Genomic DNA, 19200 nt, shown 5'->3' on the forward strand with positions numbered 1-19200 from the left:
CCTCCTCTTGCAAATTTCAGTTGTTGCAGCGCATATCCTTGAATTAGGGGAAACTGAACCCTAACCTCTCTTTACAAAAAAAAGAGCAAAAAGCAGTCCGGCTAATCATTCCGCCGGGGCGGACCCGCGGGGCTGCTCTTTGCTCTTCGTTTGTCTATGCGCTATCGGTAAAGCCTCAGGCTTCCGGAAGCTTCAATCGTTCCAGCGCTGCTGATGCAGCCTGCTGTTCAGCTTCTTTTTTGGAACGTCCTGTACCTCTGCCAAGCCGTTCTTGACCCATATGGACCTCGGAGACAAACTCCCTTTCATGGGCAGGACCCCGTTCTTCAACAATTCGATATTCCAAAGATCCCATGTTGTGATGCTGTGTGAGTTCCTGCAACTCCGTTTTGTAATCGCTCATTTGCAACTTGCCGCCCAAAACAATTAACGGAAATACATGCTGATCCAGAAACGTTCTAACCGGTTCCAGTCCCTGATCCAGATATAATGCACCGATGAAGGATTCAAACACATCAGCTAGCAGCGCTGGCCGCGTCCGTCCTCCAGTCAGTTCCTCACCTTTTCCAAGAAGTACATACTGTCCAAAACCCAATGCTTCAGCAAATTTGACAAGGGAAGGTTCACAGACAATAGATGCCCGCAGCTTCGTTAGTTCACCTTCCGGACGGTTAGGATACAAATGATACAAGTATTCCGAAACAGTCAACTCCAATACCGCATCGCCTAGAAACTCCAAACGTTCGTTATCCTGATGTTGACTGAAACGGTGTTCGTTTACATAAGAAGCATGGGTAAACGCTTGTTTTAAAAGCTGCCTGTTGTCAAATTTGATTTGAAGTTTGTGCTGTAATTGCTTCAGATCTTCACTCAAATTGAACTAGCCCCTTATGCTTCAAATTTTTTGAGAATAATGGTGGCATTGTGACCGCCGAATCCAAATGAATTGGACATTGCAATATTAACTTTCGTTTGACGTGGGACATTTGGTACATAGTCAAGATCACATTCTGGATCTTGGTTCTCAAGATTGATCGTTGGAGCAAGTGTCTGATGTGTCAATGACAATCCACAGATTACTGCTTCAACCCCACCAGCAGCACCGAGCATGTGACCAGTCATCGATTTAGTGGAACTCACAGCCAGCTTGTACGCATGATCTCCAAACGCTTTCTTGATTGCAAGCGTCTCTGAGCGGTCACCTACAGGTGTGGATGTTCCGTGTGCATTGATGTAGTCTACTTCTTCAGGTTCAATACCTGCATTGCGAAGTGCCATCTTCATACAACGAGCTGCTCCATCTGGATCTGGTTCTGTCATGTGATGTGCATCCCCAGTCAATCCGTAACCAATAACTTCACCATAGATACGTGCACCACGTTTTTGAGCGTGTTCCAGTGATTCCAAAATCAGAATACCTGCACCTTCACCCATAACGAATCCATCACGTCCCGTATCAAATGGGCGGCTAGAATGAGCTGGATCATCATTACGTGTAGACATCGCACGCATTGCACAGAAACCAGCAAGTCCAGTTGGACGGATCGTCGCTTCAGCTCCCCCACAGATCATTGCATCTGCATCACCGTTAGCAATCAACTTGAAGGAATCTCCAATGGAGTGTGTTCCTGTAGCACAAGCAGTTACTACGTTAATGTTCGGTCCTTTCGCACCAAGAGAGATCGACATTTGACCAGAAGCCATATTCGAAATCATCATTGGGATGAAGAACGGGCTAACACGTTTAGGGCCTTTTTGCAGCAATGCGTTATGCTGATCTTCCCAAGTACCCAATCCACCGATACCCGATCCGATCGATACACCAAAACGTTCTGCCTCAATGTTCTCGTCAATTTTCAATCCGCTGTCTTCCACAGCTTTGAAGCCGGCAGCTACAGCAAACTGAACAAAACGATCCATTTTGCGTGCGTCCTTACGATCCATATATTCTTCCGGGTTGAAATCCTTGATTTCGGCAGCAATTTGAGTAGTATATTCACTTACATCAAATGCCTCAATCTGAGAGATTCCGGACTTACCTGCCATTAAACTTCCCCAGAACGTCTCTAAATCTTTTCCGAGCGATGTCATTACGCCCATTCCGGTAATTACTACTCTTTGTTTCAAACCGACTCACCTCTATATCGACTGCTTTACGCAAGTATTTTTGTGGAAAATCCGCAGGAGAGACGTAAGAAATCAAGAAGAATTCCTGATTTAACCTACGCTACCTGCAGAATGAGAAAAACCAATGAATGATGAGAAGTCCCGCCTGTTCGAAAACAGGTGCGGGACTGAATTGACTTTAGGTATGAGATTGTATGTAGTTTACAACTTCACCTACGGTCGTGATTTTTTCTGCATCTTCATCAGAGATTTCCAAATCGAATTCATCTTCCAATTCCATGACCAATTCCACTACATCCAAAGAATCAGCACCCAAATCTTCTTTGAAAGATGCTTCAAGTGTAACTTCAGCTTCGTCTGCGCCCAAGCGGTCGACGACGATGCGTTTTACACGCTCCAATACATCGGACATCCGGTTCACCTCCTCCTTGGTATTATACGAGAATCGCAGGCAAAATGCCATAGAAGACATATGCGGCTCCCGGCCGGGGAATCCGGCCTTTTTCCGGCATTTCGGATCGTCCAGCGCCTGTTCCCCGACTATTATTCACGTCAGGAAAGAATTACATGTACATGCCGCCATCGACATGAAGTGTCTGACCTGTCATATAAGATGAAGCTTCTGATGCCAAGAATGTTACGACACCAGCAATTTCATCCGGCTGCCCCAGACGGGACAATGGAATACCACTCAGCATGCCATCGACTAATTCCTGGGACAGTTCTTTCGTCATATCCGTTTCAATGAAACCTGGAGCAACACAGTTCACTGTGATGCCTCGTGAAGCGAGTTCACGAGCAGATGCTTTCGTCAAACCAATAACGCCTGCCTTAGCAGCAACATAGTTGGCTTGACCTGCATTACCAAGTACACCTACAACAGAGGAAATATTAATAATTCTTCCAGACCGTTGCTTCATCATCGGGCGCGTAACTGCCTTCAAACAGTTAAATACACCTTTTAGATTCGTCTCAATAACCTGATCAAACTCTTCTTCTTTCATACGCATAATCAGGTTATCACGAGTAATTCCAGCGTTGTTAACAAGAATATCGACATTACCCCACTCTTCAAGCGTGGCTTTGACCATCTGTTCAGCCTCATCCATCAGACCCACATTAGCCTGAACGGTAATTGCTTTGACCCCTTTGGCACGGATCGCTTCCGCTACCTCCTCAGCCGCCGCTTGGCTGCCTGCATAGTTCACCGCAACGTTGGCACCCGCCTCCGCCAGAGCAAGCGCGATACTGCGTCCAATTCCACGGGATGCACCTGTAACCAATGCATTTTTTCCTTCTAACGGTTTAGTCATAACCTTTCCTCCTTTCCCAAATATAGAGTTACCACTTACCACTCCGATGATAGAACAACGTTCCGATCGCTGTTATCCCCAGATTTGTTTGATCCCCTTTTCAAAAGGGGAAATCCGTTGATAGCATATGCTTCCGATGTAACTTTCTTAAAGAAAGCTTTCAGGCGTACGCTTCGCTTCTTCATGTTTTTTTATTGCAAGGCAGCTACCGTTGCTTCAAGCGTTTCAAGACTGTTTACGTTGTACAATTTTACGGTTTTATCTGTCTTTTTAATTAAACCCGTTAGTACACTTCCCGAACCAATCTCGATAAACGTGTCTACGCCTTGCTCAATAAGCCATGTCACACTGTCTTCCCATAATACGGGAGAATAGACCTGTTCTGTCAACAATTGTTGAACTTGTCCATCTTCTACCGGCTGCGCAGTCACATTAGCTACAACAGGAACGTTAGCCGGTGCGAAAGAAACAGTTTTAAGTTTCTCTGCTAGTTTCTCTGCCGCATCCTTCATCAAAGAAGAGTGGAACGGCCCACTGACTTCCAGTGCAATTGCACGTTTGCCGCCTGCTTCTTTCACACGTTCCGCTACTGCAGCAACGCCTTCTTTAACACCTGAAATAACAATTTGACCCGGGCAGTTCATGTTCGCCAGTTCTACGATATGTCCACTTTCAGATACGTCACGGCAAAGCACCCCCAGCGCTTCCCGATCCGCACCCAACACTGCAGCCATCGCTCCCTGTCCACCAGGCACAGCCTGCTCCATGTACTGGCCACGTGCCCGGACAATGCTTACCGCATCAGCAAACGACAATACGCCTGCCGCCACTAGTGCACTGTATTCTCCCAAGCTATGTCCAGCCATGTAATCCGCTTGAATTCCTTTTTCCTTAAATGCCTCTAGCCAAGCAATACTTGCTGTCAACAGAGCCGGTTGTGTATTTGATGTCTGTTTCAACTCGGTCTCCGGACCCTCAAATATCAGGTCGCTCAGCGAAAAGCCAAGTGTTTGATCAGCTACTTCAAAAATTTCTTTTGACGCTGGAACCGTCTCATACGCTTCCTTTGCCATACCTACCGCCTGTGATCCCTGACCGGGAAATACAAATGCTATTTTACTCATCAGATTCATCTCTCCAAGCTATCTAATTTACCAAACGAGTACAGATGCTCCCCATGTCAGTCCGCCGCCGAATCCTACCATCAGTACGGTATCTCCAGCTTTCATGCGTCCTTCTTCAGCAGCTTCAACCAAAGCTAGCGGGATAGAGGCCGCTGATGTGTTAGCATATTTATCTACGTTCACAACTACTTTTTCTTCCGGAAGATCCAGTCGTTGCATTGCAGATTGAATGATACGAATATTAGCTTGATGAGGAACAAACAAATCTACGTCTGAGCGATCCAGACCTGCTTTGTTCAGCACTTCTAGCGTAGCCGTTCCCATAACACGTACCGCAAATTTGAATACTTCCCGACCATTCATGTAGATGTAATGCTTTTTGTTCTCAATGGTCTCTGTAGAAGCCGGTAAACGTGAACCTCCACCTTCCAGTTGAAGCAGGCTACCGCCCGCACCTTCAGCACCTAGATCAAACGATTTGAATCCACGACCCTCAGGCACTTCTCCAACGATTACCGCGCCTGCGCCATCTCCGAACAGTACACAGGTATTCCGATCCGTGTAATCCGTAATCCGGGACAGACAGTCTGCACCAATAACAAGCGCATTATTGTAAAGACCACTTTTGATAAAGCTTGTTGCTGTCGCAAGTCCATATACAAAACCAGAGCAAGCAGCAGACAGGTCAAACGCAGCCGCACCTTTAGCACCTAATTTATCTTGAAGAATACAAGCAGTAGAAGGGAAAGCAGAATCTGGTGTAATCGTTGCAACGATGATTAGATCCAAATCGCTGCCTGTCATGCCTGCAGATTCCAAAGCTTTGATCGCTGCTTCGTATGCCAAATCCGAAGTGGCTTGATCCGGTGCAGCGATGTGACGCTCTTTGATTCCTGTTCGACTGACGATCCACTCGTCATTTGTATCTACCATTTTTTCAAGATCGCTATTTGTCAAAATTTTCTCAGGCACATATTTCCCCGTACCAATAACCCCAACCGGGCGCAAATTATTCATGTCGTCACTCACTTCCCGCTAATTTCCTTAGATATGCTCTCAACTAGCTGATTCTGTACTGCGATCCTTGCTTGACGTACTGCATTTTTGATCGCATTCCCATCGGCCGATCCATGACTCTTAACAACCAGTCTGCTTAAACCGAGAAGCGGCGCCCCGCCATGCTCGGTATAATCCAGTTTCCGTTTCAGACCTCTCAGCTCAGGCATAAGCACAGCAGCAGCCAATTTGCTTTTGAGTGACGATGAGAACTGTTCTTTGAGCAGAGTAAAAATGGCACCTGCTGTGCCTTCCAGCGATTTCAACAATATATTTCCTGCAAACCCGTCGCAGACAAGCACATCACATGCACCTGTCAGTACGTCACGAGCTTCAACATTACCTACAAAGCGAATCGGTAACTGCTCCAGCAAAGGATAGGCATGCTTCGTGAGTTCGTTTCCTTTACCAGGCTCTGTACCTACATTCAACAAACCAACTCGCGGTGAGTCAATACCTTGAACCTTCTGTCTATACAAGCTCCCCATAAGTCCATACTGCGCAAGATGCTCTGGCTTCGCATCCATGTTAGCGCCAAGATCCAATGCAAGCACACCTACATCATCAATCGTTGGAATCATCGGTGCGAGTGCTGGACGCTCGATGCCATCCATGCGACCTACAACTAGTAATCCGGTTGTCATAAGTGCTCCGGTATTGCCCGCAGAGATCATGGCATCTGCTTCACCTTCCTTCAGCATCCTTCCGGCAACGACCATGGAAGCATCCTTTTTACGGCGGACAGCTCTCACGGGTTCATCATCCGAACCGATAACTTCAGAAGCATGACGAATGGACAGATTAGCAGGCTTAACCGCAGCTTGACTCAGAAGCGGTTCAATTTGGGCTTCGTCGCCAACCAGAACGATCTGTGTATCCGTCCATTCTGTGGCGGCTGCGATCGCCCCTTCGACCGTTGCCGCAGGGGCATTATCGCCTCCCATAGCATCAATGACAATCTTCATACCAGTTGACCTCCCTCTACGCTGTCTTCTCCACCCGAACGGTAGATAACAAAGTTGCCTTGGAACACCATTTCTTCTCCCACATAAGTGAACACTTCAACTTTGGCTTTTCCCTTTTGACCTGAGATCGATCTGACATAGGCCTTGGCAATACATTTTTCAGCCAGATGAACAGAACGCACAAAACGAATGTCTGCCGATGCGGTCAACGCGATTTCATCATTAATCACCGCTACAGCAAGGGAGTTCGCCTGGGCAAAAACATAGTGACCCCGAGCAATACCCGTTCTGGAAAAGACATGCTCCTCCTTAATCTCAAACAAGGAGATTCCACTCTTATCCAACTGCAAGTCTACAATATCACCGATAATCTCATGCAGAGGCAAAGAGCGAACCTGATCGTATGAGCGCTCTGCCATTAGTTTCATCCGTTCCCGAAGCTCAGGTATGCCAAGCTCCAGCCTGTCGAGACGGATCGTCTGGATACTCACTTTCAACTGTCGTGTAAGCTCCTGATCCGTCACAAACGGGTTGTCTTCGATCATTTTGGTCAACTGTTGCTGCCTCTGTCTTTTCGGTACACGTTCGATGCCTGACACCCCCCAGCTATATCGTTTACGGAACCGCCCATCCGGTCAGTTCTATCCTTAAGTAGTTGTTCAAAAAGTCCGCTTTTGATTACGAAGGATGCGCCAGCGGCATCTCAGCATCGAATATGGGATTCAGCCGAAATGTCCGTTGCTCACGTAGCTTAATCTACGCTCCGCTACTCCATTTCTATCTTCATCCCATCTTCTTGGTACTGAAAACCGACCTTTTTGAACATGCACTTTAAGTACATATTACTCTATAATTACGCCCTAACTTCAGGGCATTTTTTCGTACAAGTTATAACTCATATCTATGTAACGTCAAATCTTAGAACCTGGTACTAAACTATAGTATATCTCATCCCGTGTCAAAAAGAAAGGCTGATCCACCAAAAACAATCCACTGTTCTCAACCTTCGCTCCACTCGCCCGTATTATACGAAATCCCGTGTCCTATACGGAAAAATATCTACATCGATTGAACTAGCATCTCAAGAACGGAGAGAAAAGAAATAGCGTAAAGTAGCAAAGCGTTTCAGTTCCATCCTTATAGAATAGAAAAGAAATTAAAAAAGAAAAAGTAGCACTCCACCGAAATGAAGTACTACTTATTAGCTAGCTATTATTGAGAGATGATCTCTCTTGCTTTGTACGTTCCGCACACTTTGCAAACGTGGTGACTAAGTTTCAGTTCGCCACATTGCTCACATTTCACCATGCCCGGTACAGCCAATTTAAAGTGAGTGCGACGTTTGTCGCGACGCGTCTTGGACGTTCTCCGTTGAGGTACTGCCATTATTCCCACCTCCTTATCAAAATCAACCTTTGCAGGTAGTTGTTACGTTCGATTTTCAATCATGCTCATTTAAAAAAATCCTTGAGCCCTGCAAGCCGCGGGTCGATAACTTCGTTATCACAACCGCAGTCACCTTCGTTCAACTCGTGGCCACACTTAGGGCATAACCCTTTGCATGTATCGCTACAGAGCGGTACAAACGGAAGATGTAGCAGAAAAGTTCCCTCGGCATAACCCTTCAGATCAACGCTATCTTCATCCACATAGAAAGTATCGTCGTCTTCGTGCAATTCCTCTGGTTGTTTTCCCTGCTTGAATTGCTCATGAAAATCAATATGAAAATGTTCATTAATCGGCTTAAGACATCTGGAGCATAACATGTCCGCTCCTACTGTCAGTTTGCCATGAACATCCACAACGTTTCCCTCTCTCTGTTCTGCAGATAAATCCGCAGTCAGCGGGGTAACGGCTGTGATATCTTGTCGGTTAGAAACCAGTTCCTTAATATCCCACTGTTCATTGAACTGTACGGGACGATCACTGGTTGCCACTTTGCGAAATGGCATTAACATTTCCATCACTCCAAACGAAACCAATCTCATAATTGTTGTCAAACGCTTTACGACATGTATACAGATCAAGCTGAGGTATAACTACTTCATTTCCTGACTGTATGTATTCTGACGCTATATCATTAAAACTATTATGAAATTGACTTAACAAACAAAAATCATTATACCGATTTTTCAAGAGGTTTGTCAACACTTTTAACTTTACACCCTATTTTAAAATCGATGATCTTCAACCAAATACGCACATTGAAACATTATAGGCTTACTTCGCTCTAACTACAAGCATCTATTGCACGAAGTATCGGTCACAATTCGTTGATAATTAGTGTGATCTATATCACATGCCCCTCCATGCTCCGTATCTATACTTGTTGTAAACCGAAGCACGTTAAGCACTCAAGACGAATTTATCTACTATTTAATTTAATGAATCTAGCGATCGGTACGAAAGAAAATGGAATGAAGCTATAATGAAGACTACGGATTATCTTGCAACTGCGTTAGATATTGAACGAACGTTTTCTAATGGAGAAAAAGGAAATCTCCTTTGACCACTACCACATCCGCTTCCGCTTATTCCAACTAAATTCTTACCACGATGCTAGTGAAGCCGCTTCGCAGACTAGGTGACAAACTTTTTTTTGCTATCAGACTCTAATACTTTCATCTTATATCGGGAGGGAATTTCATGTTAAGTGAAAACACGATTAAGGTCATCAAATCCACAGTACCTGTACTCGAAGTGCACGGTGAAGCCATTACCCGCCATTTCTATAAAACGATGTTCACTGCACATCCAGAACTGCTGAATATATTCAACCATGCCAATCAGAAACAGGGACGTCAACAGGCAGCTCTTGCAAACATGGTATATACAGCTGCCCTGCATATCGACAATCTCACCTCCATCTTACCTGCCGTACGTCAAGTCGCTCATAAACACCGTAGCCTTGGCATTGTTCCCGAGCAGTATGCCATTGTTGGCACGTATCTGCTCCAAGCGATTAAAGACGTGCTTGGTGACGCAGCAACCGATGAAATTATAACGGCATGGGGCGAAGCCTACCAAGTCATTGCAGACGCCTTTATCGGAATCGAGCAGGACATGTATGCTACAGCAGAGAAGCAAACGGGTGGTTGGGAAGGCTTCCGTTCGTTCAAAGTGGCTAAGAAAGTGCAAGAGAGCGACATCATTACCTCCTTTTACCTGTACCCAGAGGACGGTCTGCCCATTTCTAGCCATGAACCGGGACAATATATCAGCATCAAAATTCACCCAGAGGGACATCCATTTACCCAGATACGTCAGTATAGCCTTTCTGATGCTCCTGATAAACCTTATTACCGTATTTCCGTCAAAAGAGAACAGGGTTCCATGGATCGTCCAGATGGGGTAATCTCCACATATCTTCATGAACACATTACAGAAGGCTCTGTTGTTGAGTTATCAGCTCCGGCTGGAGACTTTACGCTTCACGCAGAAGATCCACGCCCAATTGTACTCCTTAGTGGTGGAGTGGGTATTACGCCAATGATTAGTATGCTGAACACCCTTGTACAAAAGGTCGATAAACGTCCAATCACATTTATACATGCCAATGTAGATAGCGCCAACCATGCATTCCGTGAACACGTAAACTTACTAGCTGACAACAATGACAATGTTCGTGCTTATTATTGTTACACCCAGCCGAGCAGCTCTGATCGCGATATCTCATGTTATCACAAGGAAGGTTACATGGATGCCGACTGGCTTCGTCAGATCGTAGATAACTTGGATGCAACATTTTACATGTGTGGGTCTGTACCATTCATGCAGAGCGTTTATGCAGCACTAGATGAAATTGGCGTATCGCCTGACCAGATCCATTATGAATTCTTTGGCCCAAAGGCACAGCTCGTCCCTTCTGCAGAAGGTGTATAACGTATAAACTTGAACTTTCACAATAAAATGATGGGTTAACCCTCAAAAAGGCATGCTTAAGCATCTTACGATGCAAGAGTTATGCCTTTTTTGGGTGCGTATGACTCCTGCAATTTGAACATCAGACCCACCTGACCTATTATGATAGAAGATAAACACCTCTAATGTGATTGAGCCAAACGTTATATGCGCATGTTGAAAAGAGTTTCTCGAAAAGGAGCGTACATACATATGAAGGCCGTTGGTGTCATTGTTGAATATAATCCGCTGCATAACGGGCATGTCTATCATCTAAGCGAAGCCCGGCGGCTTAGCGGAGCAGATGCCGTAGTTGCTGTGATGAGCGGCCCTTTCCTCCAACGCGGCGAGCCCGCCATCGTAGGTAAAAGGGCACGCACCGAGATGGCGCTTCACGCTGGCGCCGATCTCGTGCTTGAACTGCCGGTTGCCTATGCGGTGCAACCGGCGGAGTGGTTTGCGTATGGTGCGGTGGCATTGTTGCACCATACCGGGGTTGTCGACTCGCTCTGCTTCGGCAGCGAGTCGGGAGACCTGGACAGCCTGCAGCGCATTGCGCGCGTGCTGGCTGTAGAGCCCGCAGGGCTGCGCGAGGATATCGCGCGCCGCCTGCGGGATGGCGCCAGCTACCCCGCCGCGTACGCAGGCGCGGCGGCGGCACTGGCGCCTGGCGGCGTCGATGCACGCGACGCCGCTGCACTGCTGGAGCAGCCCAACAATTCTCTTGGGCTGCATTACCTGATCGCGCTGGAACGGTTAGGCAGCGCGATCCAGCCCTTTACTGCGGCGCGTACTGGTGCCGCGTACCACGAGGCGACGCCCGGGCCTGGGGCGATCGCCAGTGCAACAGCCGTCCGCCGCCTGCTGATGGCGGACGGGCCTGAAGCCGCCGCGCAATACGTGCCGGCGGCAACCCTTGCCATTCTCCAGCGCGAATGGCAAACTGGGCGCGCTCCCGTACATTGGGAGCGCTTTGTCCAGCCGCTGCTGCACATCGCGGCGACCCGCCGTGCCTCCGAGCTAGCCAGCATCGCCGAGGTCACGGAAGGACTAGAGCATCGGCTGATTCGTACCCTGTCTCAGCTCGCAGAGCCTTCAGTCGATGCCTTGCTTAATGCATTGAAGACCAAGCGATATACGCGTACAAAGCTGCAACGGATGTTAACACATGTGCTGTTAAACCATACCAAGGCTGAGTTATCCCCCAGCACATTGGCTGAGGGACCAGGTTACCTTCGAATCCTTGGCTTCAGCTCAAAGGGTCAGAGCCTGCTCAAACTAATGAAACGTTCTGCGTCCCTACCCGTCGTGATCAAGCCATCCACATTCAATCATAGCCAGCTGGAACTGGATATACAGGCTCAGGCAGCATATGCCCTTGCATACACTGACAAAGATACAAGAACGATGTACAGCGATTACTATGATCCACCGATACGATACTAAGTAGAATCATAAGCATACTGAATCTGCAGATGCTTATCATTGATGACATGTAACTCATTCGATTGAGCTACCAAACACATCCAGTTCCTATATACCGTTATACTTTGGTTAGCTCTTTGTTGTTACACGACTAACGGTTCGATAATCATGCCTGAAAGCCCTTGGTTAAAATAAGAGTCATATTGTGCTTAACAGCCAAAAAACCTTCCACTGTAGCAGGTGAATTCTGCTCAATTGAAGGTTTTTTGATCAGGCAAAGCCTATTCATGAAGAACCTCTCTCCCTACACCGTCGCTATTAACGAATCTGAGAGACCTTATTCAGCCATATTACAACGAATGAAAATGGTAACGAATCTGAGAAACGTTATATTACGAAATAGCACGGAATGGACCTAATCCTCGCGTCCAAAAGGCGCATTAGCGTGTGAACGATTCGTTAGCATTTCCTGAATGCAATCTTACCACCAATAAGGCCAACTGAGTTCGTTAGAGATGGTGCCGGATCGAGTAGTATCTTCGAATCTCACACTTACTTAGGAGCACAAGCATCGCCTGTTTCGTTCCTACCCTACTGTGTCACTTCCCTTAACGTGACATGCCCCTGCATGCCTTCGGAAAACGTCCTTGCTTGGAACTAAACTTATCAGACACCGCTCTCTTCTGAGATCTCAGGTACACCCTAATCAGACTCTATTCACACCATTTGAATCGCAGTACCGCGTGCATCTCCTTGCGCGCGGTGTAATGAGCTTGGCACATCAGGATGCTCAGCCGTACGACCAAGTCTACGTACACACTAAATCAATTGGACGATATCTCGCCCAATTGAGACAAGAAAAGAGGCTATGCAATAGCCTCTCACGTAAACAACAACACTTATGTTTAATTAAGATTTTACAGATAACGTTTTTAGGTAAGCCAGTGCATCGTCAACGTTGCTAACCGGAACCAGTTTCATTTTTGTATCAATCTGTTTTGCTTTTGCTTCGGCTTCCTTATAGTTATCTTTGGGTACGAAGAAGATCTCCGCGTCCTTCCGATCTGCAGCCACAATTTTGTGGATCACGCCCCCAATTGGACCAACCGTACCATCCTTCGTAATGGTGCCCGTACCTGCGATACGATGACCTTTGGTCAGATCACCAGACGTCAACTGGTTATAGATCTCCAATGTGAACATTAACCCTGCAGAAGGCCCGCCTACTTGCGTACTTGTAAATGTGATCTGTTTATCGGGATCTTCCGGCTTCACTTTTTGAACCGTACCAATCATTACTCCTAAGCCTGGACGCTTTTCCCCCGTTTTGTTGTCCGTCACTTCTACAAGTTGAACTTCACGGCTAATCGTTTCCCCGCCGCGCTCCAATTGCATTTCAACCGTATCTCCTGGTTTTCTTCCCTTTAATTGCGCCGATAATATCGTATTATCAGGTGTTGCTGTTCCATCCACACCCAAAATGGTATCTCCAGGCATAATGTCCCCTTGCGGTTTAGGATCCTGCGAAAGGCCAAATACGAAGATATGCTCAGGAACGATGGAATATTTGATGCCGGCCTTTTCATATGCCGCTTCCATCGCAGAGGATTGAGAATCACTCATGAACCATACTTGCTCCGCAGAGTATTCCGCTTCACTTTTGCCACGTAATCGATCTTCTTTTTTATCAATTTGTGCATTTCGATTAAACAAGGACGTTCCAAGTAGGAATACGTTGGCATATGTGGCCGACACCGTCGTCATCATAAACACACCGTTTTCCTCCTTATCTCCACCCTTGACCGTTACCATCGGTTTGATTTCATCTGCACTGCCAGGCAGATAAATGATATACGGCGTTGGCATGTACACTGCAACATAGAGAATCAGAGCTACCACGATCACAAAGATCGACGCTTTGAAACCTCCAGATTTCCGAATCCGATTCATCGCATGAGCCCCCGTTCTTTGCGTTTCTTAAATATTTATAAGTCTAACACTCTCATCAACTTGCATACAATGGTACAGGCCGGATAGGCCGCTGTGAGCAGCCGCTTATCCGGTCAAGGCCGAACCGTCTACGGACGCCATTCGGCCGTCCACATCCATCCAGCAGCCCGTGTGTAAACGCGGCGCTATATCCTATGAGGTGAATTGATGAATATGCAGACCGAGGTTACCCGTTCGGGCCTGTTACGAACCATTTTTCTAAGTAGTGGTGCAATGTTGCTAGTTGTTGCCGTTGTATTATCTCCCAAAGAAGCCTTCGATGCTTCCATTCAAGGGCTTGATATTTGGTGGAAAATTATTTTCCCCGCCATGCTGCCCTTTCTCATGCTTTCCCAGATGCTAACCGCATTTGGGTTTACCGATGCACTAGGCGTTCTATTAGGGCCACTCATGCAACGTTTGTTTCGGTTACCCGGTCAGGCTGGACTAGCCATAGCTGTAGGCATGTGTGGAGGCTTCCCTGCAGGAGCCGATACAGCCGCACGACTTGTACAAGATCGACAAATAACCGCCAAACAGGCGGGTGTCTTGGCAGCCATTGCTCATTTCTCCAATCCAATGATGATTATCATCGTCTTGGGTACAGCTTTTCTTCACCAGCCAGTAGCTGGATACTTTCTTCTCGGTATACATTGGATTAGCGGATGGATCGCCGCTATGATCGGTATACGCTTATTACCTTTAGGTCGGGCAGCAAAAATTGGCACAAGGTCGGCCTCAGATTTACCGCCACATCCTTTAGAACCAGCACATGCAGAAGTACATCCCATGTTATCTTCCAAGCCTGCCGTTCCCCGCCACACACTTTGGCTGCGTATGAATCTTGCAGCTCGCGAGGCTCGTAGCCGTGATGGTCGGGGATTCGGTAAGCTACTTGGTGACACGGTCTCACAAGCCGTGCAGACCTTAATGATGACCGGAGGATTTATGATTGTATTAGCGGTATTCATTCGACTGCTAAGCCTATATCTCACACCGGGTTCTTCGGTTGCCTTATGGCCATCTCTGCTGGAAGTTCATCTTGGAATCTACCATTTAAGCCAAACCTCTCTGGCGTCTGTCACCATGATCGCTCTCATTGCTGCCGTATTAGGCTGGGGTGGCCTCTGCTCCCATTTGCAGGTCTCTGCCGTTCTAAAATCAGTCGGGCTTGCGACAAGGAGTATGATTGACTTTGTTTCCATACGGCTGATACATGGACTAATCGCTTTTGCCATGAGCCTTGTTCTATGGGCACCTTTTAGTCAATACAGTACAGAGGTCTGGACTACTTTTCAAACAAATACGAACATTAGCTTGCCGGCTGTACCGCCGTGGTTCCCCCTGTTCAGCAACAGTTCAAGCCTAGCGTTAATTGGGTACGCTATTCCGGTAGCCATATTCAGTCTCGCTCTGCTGCTCGTCGTTATGATCAGTCTTTCGGGACTGATTCGTCTGTTCAACGAGCGTTTTTCTCGCTAATTTTCTGACGGAGTGCAGCTTCCACTTCAGGAGAGACCAGATCCGTTACATCTCCATTGTAATGAGCAATTTCTTTTACAATACTCGAGCTGAGATACGAATACTTCGGATTCGTCATCATGAAAATAGTCTCTGCATCTGGATTCAATTTGCTATTGGTGGAAGCCAGTTGCAATTCATATTCAAAATCAGTGACCGAGCGAATACCTCGCACGATAACTTGCGCTTCTTTTTGGCGTACATAATTGGCTGTTAGGTCGCGGAAGCTATCCACCTCAACATTAGGCAGATGACGAGTCACTTCAGTAATTAATTGCTTGCGCTCCTCCACCGTAAACAGTGGGTTTTTGCTCATATTATTCAGCACCGCCACGATCACGCGGTCAAACTGCTTCGATGCTCTCGCGATAATGTCCAGATGTCCCATCGTTACAGGATCGAAGCTACCTGGATAAACGGCAATCCGTTCTTGACGATGTATCATTTCACTCATGGAGACCCTCCTCTTCCGCTGTGCTAGATTCTCCATCTTCGGATGCATGAGGTGCATAATGATAAATGGAAACCGCAGTTTCCCCGTACAATGCCTTGCGCGTTTGTTCAAACGGGCCGAATTGTTCAGGGTATAGATGTTTAGATTCATATTCAAGCACGATGGTTGCACCATGCTCAAGCAGCTCCAGTTCATGCATCGTAAGCATAAGTTCATCCCCGTTCTTCATTCGATAAGGGGGATCAAGAAACACGAGATCAAATGTGGTGCTCCGCTTAGCAAGAGCCTTTAACGCACGCCCTGCATCATTTCGATATATAGCCGCCTGATTCTCCAACTTCGTTGCCGTCAGATTCATACGGATGACTTCAATGCTCTTCGGTTCCAAATCAACAAAAACAGCCTTGTCCATGCCACGGCTCAGCGCCTCAATTCCGAGACCACCACTGCCCGCAAACAGATCCAATGCCGTTCCACCCTCGAAATAAGGGCCTATCATACTAAATAACGCTTCCTTCACCTTGTCGGTGGTCGGCCGCGTTCCTGTGCCAGGAACCGCCTTCAACGGTCTACCTTTTGCACTTCCAGATACCACTCTCACGAATGAGTCACCTATTCTCTCTATGTAAGTTTATTGATACAGCTATCGTACCACAATCGGGATGAGTTTGAAAAATAGCGGCTTCAAGGAATACCTCTAATATCACAAAATGAATTGATGATTATGTATAAAAAGGAAATCTCCTGGCTATTCTATAATTATCGACATCACAAGTGTCGTAGACAACCGCGGAGAAGACTTACGTTTCCCCATAAGCTCTTCGTCCGGTTTCTCCTCTCCCATGAAAGGAGACCTCGAAAGAGGTCTCCGAATAAAAGCCTATCAGAGCGAGCTCTGGTAGGCTTTTATTTTATTACTTCACTCATACTCATATTTCATCAGAACCTAGTCACCTAGTGACGTTAGCTTGATCCAAATTTAGACCACCCGAATACAGGTCTTAACATCCTACGGATCCAAAAAGCAACGATGGTGCCTGCAGTCCATGAACCACGATTCTGTAGGTAATCCATGTATTGATCACTGATCATATAGGTATTAGTGGAGGTAGGACTCTTTAGACCGAACTGCTCCCATTTGGCTGGATCATTCGAACCATCGAGCCTTGCTAGCATATTTGCCGACTCCTTAGCTATTTTAGCTGGAATTTGTTCAAATGCTTCGGTGATATGTCTGTGGAATTCATCCATTGGATTCTGGTTAGAGAGACTCTCCAGATGAATACTTTCTCGCATATAAGATGCATACGCCAGATGGTCTGCCCAGAACTCATCGATATAAAAAAGGTGAACCCGTTGCTCCGAAGGACTCATCGGTAGATCCCCATTCAGTATGGAGAACCTTTCCTTATGTAGAATTCGTCTCTGATCTTCTATCATATCCGAATAATGGTTCAGTTCCTGCTGAAGATCGAAGTTTTGCCCCATCATAACACGCTGAATATGCTCTAATTTGCTGTGTACTATCGACGCATTGAGAACCCCATCTTGCTTAGGCACCCGAATCGCATCATGAATGCCGAATTGAAGTAACAAATCATCCTCTAAACTTACATAAAAAACAGAATCTCCAGGGTCTCCTTGGCGACCTGAGCGTCCACGTAACTGGTTATCTATCCGCACACTTTCGTTCATATGCGTCCCAATGACATACAACCCACCCAGTTTCAAAACTCGGTCTACTTGAGTAAGATCGCATCCCCCAAGTCGAATATCAACACCACGTCCTGCCATATTGGTTGACACCGTTACAGCACCAATTTCTCCGGCTCTGGCAATAATTTGAGCCTCTTTCGCATCATTCTTTGCATTTAAAATATGGCAATTTACGCCCGCAACAGTTAGTGCCTCCGCTAGCTTGTCAGACTCTTGAACGCTTGACGTACCTATAAGCATTGGACGCCCCGTTGCATGAACAGTCACAATTTCTTGCACCAGTGCTTTGAGTTTGGCTTCTTGGTGTGTATAAATTCTATGTGGATGATCGATTCGTTTGTTTGTTTGGTTGGGCGGGATCTCTACAACCTCAAGTTCATACATCCTTTTGAATTCCATGCTGGAAGCGAGCGCTGTAGCCGTCATTCCGCTAATTCTAGGATACAAGCTAATAAAGTGTTGAATCGTAATCGTTCCAAGTATCTTCCCGCCAACTTTTGATTGCAGTCCTTCCTTTGCCATAAGTGCCGTTTGCAATCCTTCAGGTAAGTATCGATTCTCTGCCACACGACCCGTAAATTCTTCAATCAGCTCTATTCCACCGTCTCTAACGATGTAATCGACGTCTCTTCTTAGCAACGTTTCGGCATGTAGCGCACAATTTAATGACGTTAACAAATGACTGTTATGGCTGTCGTATAAATTGCCACATTCAAGCAATGACTCTGCTCTTGCTGAGCCTGCTTCATTCAAATATACGTTACGTTGGAATTCGTCAAAATGATAATGCTCTAATGGCACGAGCTGTCGAACCACTTCAGCAAATCGAATAAAGTCATCGCTAGAAGTACCTGACGCGCCACTGATAACTAATGGAACCCTCGCTTCATCAAGTAGTAAGGAATCTGCCTCGTCGATAATAACGTAGTGGAAAGGACGATGAACCAGTTCGTCTTTGGATAATGCAATGGTATCCCGCAAGTAGTCAAATCCGGCTTCTTTAGCCGTAACATACGTTATATCCTTGGCATAGGCTTCACGTTTCTCGCTCAGACTCATACCCGCTTGAACCGAACTTACTGTTAAGCCTAGAAATCGATAGATTGGTTCCATCCACTCCGCATCGCGATGTGCTAAATAATCGTTAAACGTCAGCACATGAACCCCATGACCAGTCAATGCATTCAAACAAGCGGTCATCACAGCAGATAAGGTTTTCCCTTCCCCGGTTTGCTGCTCGATCAGTACGCTCTCATGTAGTGCGATGGCAGCTATGATCTGCACATCATACGGCCGCATATCAAGCTGTCTCTTCGCGACCTCACAGACCAATGCATAGAGATCAACAAGCAATTCCTCTAAGGCTGTGCCCGAGTTAGCCTCTCTTTGCAATCGGAGAAATTCAGCTTGTAATTGTCCATCGTCCCATGCTTCTAAGTCCTTTTTTCTAACCAAGTTAACGATGCTTCGGTAGCCTTCCAGCCTATGTCTGGAATCACGGTCTTTGAAATCTTGTACCAACTTGACGACGGTATTTAGCACATTCAGCCCCCCTTGGCAAAACGATATGATTCGATGATGACTAAAGTAAGTTAAATTAAATCGCTGCA

At 46.5% G+C, this 19200-nt stretch carries 17 protein-coding genes; 3 read left to right on the plus strand and 14 right to left on the minus strand.

Annotated elements, in window-relative coordinates:
* Positions 1 to 175: 175 nt before the first annotated feature.
* The 10 genes from rnc to MH215_RS08220 all read right to left on the minus strand — a co-directional run bounded on the left by rnc (position 176) and on the right by MH215_RS08220 (position 8543).
* Entirely contained in the window at positions 176 to 874 is a 699-nt protein-coding gene (gene rnc / locus MH215_RS08175) for a ribonuclease III (RefSeq protein ID WP_056700517.1), read from the minus strand.
* A gap of 14 nt (positions 875 to 888) precedes the next feature.
* Positions 889 to 2127, minus strand: a complete 1239-nt coding sequence (gene fabF / locus MH215_RS08180) for a beta-ketoacyl-ACP synthase II (protein ID WP_056700515.1) — start codon at positions 2125 to 2127, stop codon at positions 889 to 891.
* Positions 2128 to 2305: 178 nt separating this feature from the next.
* On the minus strand, positions 2306 to 2539 hold the full coding sequence (gene acpP, locus MH215_RS08185) for an acyl carrier protein (protein ID WP_024630176.1): 234 nt from the start codon (positions 2537 to 2539) through the stop codon (positions 2306 to 2308).
* A gap of 151 nt (positions 2540 to 2690) precedes the next feature.
* Positions 2691 to 3440 carry a 3-oxoacyl-[acyl-carrier-protein] reductase gene (fabG, locus tag MH215_RS08190; protein WP_056700513.1) on the minus strand — a complete coding sequence of 250 codons (750 nt, stop codon included), beginning with the start codon at positions 3438 to 3440 and terminating at the stop codon, positions 2691 to 2693.
* Positions 3441 to 3631: 191 nt separating this feature from the next.
* Positions 3632 to 4564: an ACP S-malonyltransferase gene (fabD, locus tag MH215_RS08195; protein ID WP_239289569.1), complete on the minus strand. Its 933-nt coding sequence runs from the start codon at positions 4562 to 4564 to the stop codon at positions 3632 to 3634.
* 27 nt (positions 4565 to 4591) lie between these two features.
* Positions 4592 to 5581, minus strand: coding sequence for a beta-ketoacyl-ACP synthase III (locus MH215_RS08200; protein ID WP_239289570.1), 990 nt, complete (start codon positions 5579 to 5581; stop codon positions 4592 to 4594).
* A gap of 8 nt (positions 5582 to 5589) precedes the next feature.
* Positions 5590 to 6585 carry a phosphate acyltransferase PlsX gene (plsX, locus tag MH215_RS08205; protein ID WP_056700508.1) on the minus strand — a complete coding sequence of 332 codons (996 nt, stop codon included), beginning with the start codon at positions 6583 to 6585 and terminating at the stop codon, positions 5590 to 5592.
* Positions 6582 to 7175 carry a transcription factor FapR gene (gene fapR, locus MH215_RS08210; RefSeq protein ID WP_174715340.1) on the minus strand — a complete coding sequence of 198 codons (594 nt, stop codon included), beginning with the start codon at positions 7173 to 7175 and terminating at the stop codon, positions 6582 to 6584. The genes plsX and fapR overlap by 4 nt, the downstream gene beginning before the upstream one ends.
* Before the next feature lie 622 nt (positions 7176 to 7797).
* Complete coding sequence (gene rpmF, locus MH215_RS08215) at positions 7798 to 7971, minus strand: 50S ribosomal protein L32 (protein WP_017689233.1); 174 nt, start codon at positions 7969 to 7971, stop codon at positions 7798 to 7800.
* A gap of 65 nt (positions 7972 to 8036) precedes the next feature.
* A complete protein-coding gene (locus MH215_RS08220; protein WP_239289571.1) occupies positions 8037 to 8543 on the minus strand; it encodes a YceD family protein in 507 nt (168 codons plus the stop codon).
* 688 nt (positions 8544 to 9231) lie between these two features.
* On the opposite strand from MH215_RS08220, the gene hmpA reads away from it, so the two are divergent.
* Together hmpA and MH215_RS08230 are read left to right on the plus strand one after the other, a co-directional pair.
* A complete protein-coding gene (gene hmpA, locus MH215_RS08225; protein WP_239289572.1) occupies positions 9232 to 10467 on the plus strand; it encodes an NO-inducible flavohemoprotein in 1236 nt (411 codons plus the stop codon).
* Positions 10468 to 10698: 231 nt separating this feature from the next.
* A complete protein-coding gene (locus MH215_RS08230) occupies positions 10699 to 11931 on the plus strand; it encodes a nucleotidyltransferase (RefSeq protein WP_239289573.1) in 1233 nt (410 codons plus the stop codon).
* An 888-nt stretch (positions 11932 to 12819) separates the two neighbouring features.
* Here the strand turns inward: MH215_RS08230 and MH215_RS08235 are convergent.
* The gene (locus MH215_RS08235; protein ID WP_239289574.1) at positions 12820 to 13860 is read right to left on the minus strand and encodes a SepM family pheromone-processing serine protease; all 1041 of its coding nucleotides are present in this window, start codon (positions 13858 to 13860) and stop codon (positions 12820 to 12822) included.
* Between the two features lie 207 nt (positions 13861 to 14067).
* On the opposite strand from MH215_RS08235, the gene MH215_RS08240 reads away from it, so the two are divergent.
* Complete coding sequence (locus tag MH215_RS08240) at positions 14068 to 15381, plus strand: nucleoside recognition domain-containing protein (protein WP_239289575.1); 1314 nt, start codon at positions 14068 to 14070, stop codon at positions 15379 to 15381.
* Here MH215_RS08240 and coaD read toward each other — a convergent pair.
* The 3 genes from coaD to MH215_RS08255 form a co-directional block, all read right to left on the minus strand.
* Positions 15359 to 15865 (minus strand): pantetheine-phosphate adenylyltransferase, encoded by a 507-nt coding sequence (coaD, locus tag MH215_RS08245; RefSeq protein WP_056701152.1) that lies wholly within the window; start codon positions 15863 to 15865, stop codon positions 15359 to 15361. The two genes, MH215_RS08240 and coaD, sit on opposite strands and share 23 nt — an antisense overlap.
* 1 nt (position 15866) lies before the next feature.
* Positions 15867 to 16475: a 16S rRNA (guanine(966)-N(2))-methyltransferase RsmD gene (rsmD, locus tag MH215_RS08250; protein ID WP_239289576.1), complete on the minus strand. Its 609-nt coding sequence runs from the start codon at positions 16473 to 16475 to the stop codon at positions 15867 to 15869.
* 362 nt (positions 16476 to 16837) lie between these two features.
* Positions 16838 to 19132 (minus strand): preprotein translocase subunit SecA, encoded by a 2295-nt coding sequence (locus MH215_RS08255; RefSeq protein ID WP_239289577.1) that lies wholly within the window; start codon positions 19130 to 19132, stop codon positions 16838 to 16840.
* Positions 19133 to 19200 lie beyond the last annotated feature (68 nt).

The sequence above is a fragment of the Paenibacillus sp. ACRSA genome (assembly GCF_022346845.1).
GTDB lineage: Bacteria > Bacillota > Bacilli > Paenibacillales > Paenibacillaceae > Paenibacillus.